This window comes from Candidatus Proelusimicrobium excrementi (genome assembly GCF_937881865.1).
Classification (GTDB): Bacteria; Elusimicrobiota; Elusimicrobia; order Elusimicrobiales; family Elusimicrobiaceae; genus Proelusimicrobium; species Proelusimicrobium excrementi.
The window spans coordinates 1-1535 of record NZ_CALGEO010000145.1 but is presented as its reverse complement, the minus strand read 5'-3'; the positions used below and the strand labels follow the sequence as shown (position 1 = coordinate 1535).

The window sequence follows — 1535 nt, the reverse complement described above, 5'->3', positions numbered from 1 at the left end:
AATAATCTCTTACCATGACACTTAGGACATGGGTAATCTTTTAAATATGAGTTATAATACTCCCTTGACATATTAGCTAACATTAGCTATTATTGTCTTACAAGGTTTCAATCCGGGTTAAACCGGGTTAAGCTTAAATCCGCAATATGCGGCTTAGATACAGCGATAATTAGCAAAGTTTTAAAAATTTTCGGCCTGCCGCTAACAGGCTGAAACGGAATCCTATTATGGACGCCGCAGCTATATCTAAGACCGTATGGGCCGAACTTGACCGAGTGCAAGCCTATACGGTTTTTATTTTAGCAAATTTGAGTAATTAAAGAGGTTTCAAGATGATTAATGAATATTTAGCGACTAAGGAAGCGGCGCAACTGGTGGGGTTTACCCCGCAATGGTTGCGTTATTTGGCAAAGCTCGGCAGGGTGCCGGCCGTAAAGCCTTACCCCGGATCGCGGAAGTACTTTTTTAAGCGTTCCGATATGGAAAATTTAAAAGTTTCGGCAAAGGTAATTTAGGGGGGAAAATGAAACCTTACAGCGTGGGGTTGGATATCGGCGGACTTACTCTTGAAGTTTCGGGCAACTATACCCCGCCGAGAGAGGCCTGCAAGAGCGGACACCCCGATACTTGGGAGCCGGAAGAGCCGGGCGAGTTGGATATTACGGCAGTCGCCTTAGACGGCAAAGCCCTTAAATGCGATTTGGCGGCTTTTAAGGCAGCATGGGAAGAACAAATATGGGAACGCCTGTAAGCTTTGTGTTTATCGCGCCCTTTGGCGCGACAGTAAACGCGAACCTTGCGTTAAGGTGGGTATTTACGGAGGGACATGATGTTAAAACTTTTAAAAGATAATGCCGACGAAATTATAGATTTTTTGGTTTTGATTTTGACGTTGGGTTTTGCGGTTAAAGGACTGATTTTAATAGGGTTTGTGTTTTTTAGTTAACTTAGCCCGGCGGGAGGGCCGGAACCTAATTTTAGGTTTATTTCCCGTATGATTTCGCGGGGTGGTGTAAGGGTAACATGACGGTTTCATAAGCCGCAGTTAAAGGTTCGACTCCTTTCCCCGCAAAGATTTTGGCTTAGGCCAAAAAATAAAATAAATAACTAAAACGCCGGAGCCGGGCTCAAGTCTAGAGCCGAAATATCGGGATTGCAGTTCCAACCACCGGCCCCGATTGGCCAAGGCTCCGGCGAGATAAAACAAATGAAAGGCTATATTAAACATACATTTAACACCCGGGAAGAATGGCTTAAGAACCGCGTAAAAGGAATAGGCGGGAGTGAAGCCGCTGCGGTTTTGGGCCTTTCAAAATGGGCGATAAAAACCGGGAAGAAAGAGCCGGAAGATATAGCGGGTAAAGACTATGTCCAATACGGAATAAAGGCTGAGCCGCTTATAAGGGGCCTGTTTGCTTTGGATAACCCGCAATACGAAGTAATTTACGACGAGTTTAACTCTTACCAAAACGCGGAATATCCTTTTTTACTTGCCAGCGTTGACGGTATTTTAAAAGAGAAAGAAACCGGCCGCC

3 protein-coding genes and 1 tRNA gene are annotated in these 1535 nt (G+C 44.9%); all 4 read left to right on the top strand.

Features of this window, described 5'->3' with window-relative positions:
• The first annotated feature begins 332 nt into the window (after positions 1-332).
• Entirely contained in the window at positions 333-515 is a 183-nt protein-coding gene (locus ACQY26_RS06680; RefSeq protein WP_428048365.1) for a helix-turn-helix domain-containing protein, read from the top strand.
• An 8-nt stretch (positions 516-523) separates the two neighbouring features.
• Complete coding sequence (locus tag ACQY26_RS06675) at positions 524-751, top strand: hypothetical protein (protein WP_428048364.1); 228 nt, start codon at positions 524-526, stop codon at positions 749-751.
• A 250-nt stretch (positions 752-1001) separates the two neighbouring features.
• Positions 1002-1072, top strand: a tRNA-Met gene (locus tag ACQY26_RS06670).
• Positions 1073-1207: 135 nt separating this feature from the next.
• On the top strand, positions 1208-1535 hold a 328-nt coding region (locus ACQY26_RS06665; protein WP_428048363.1), incomplete at its 3' end, for a YqaJ viral recombinase family protein.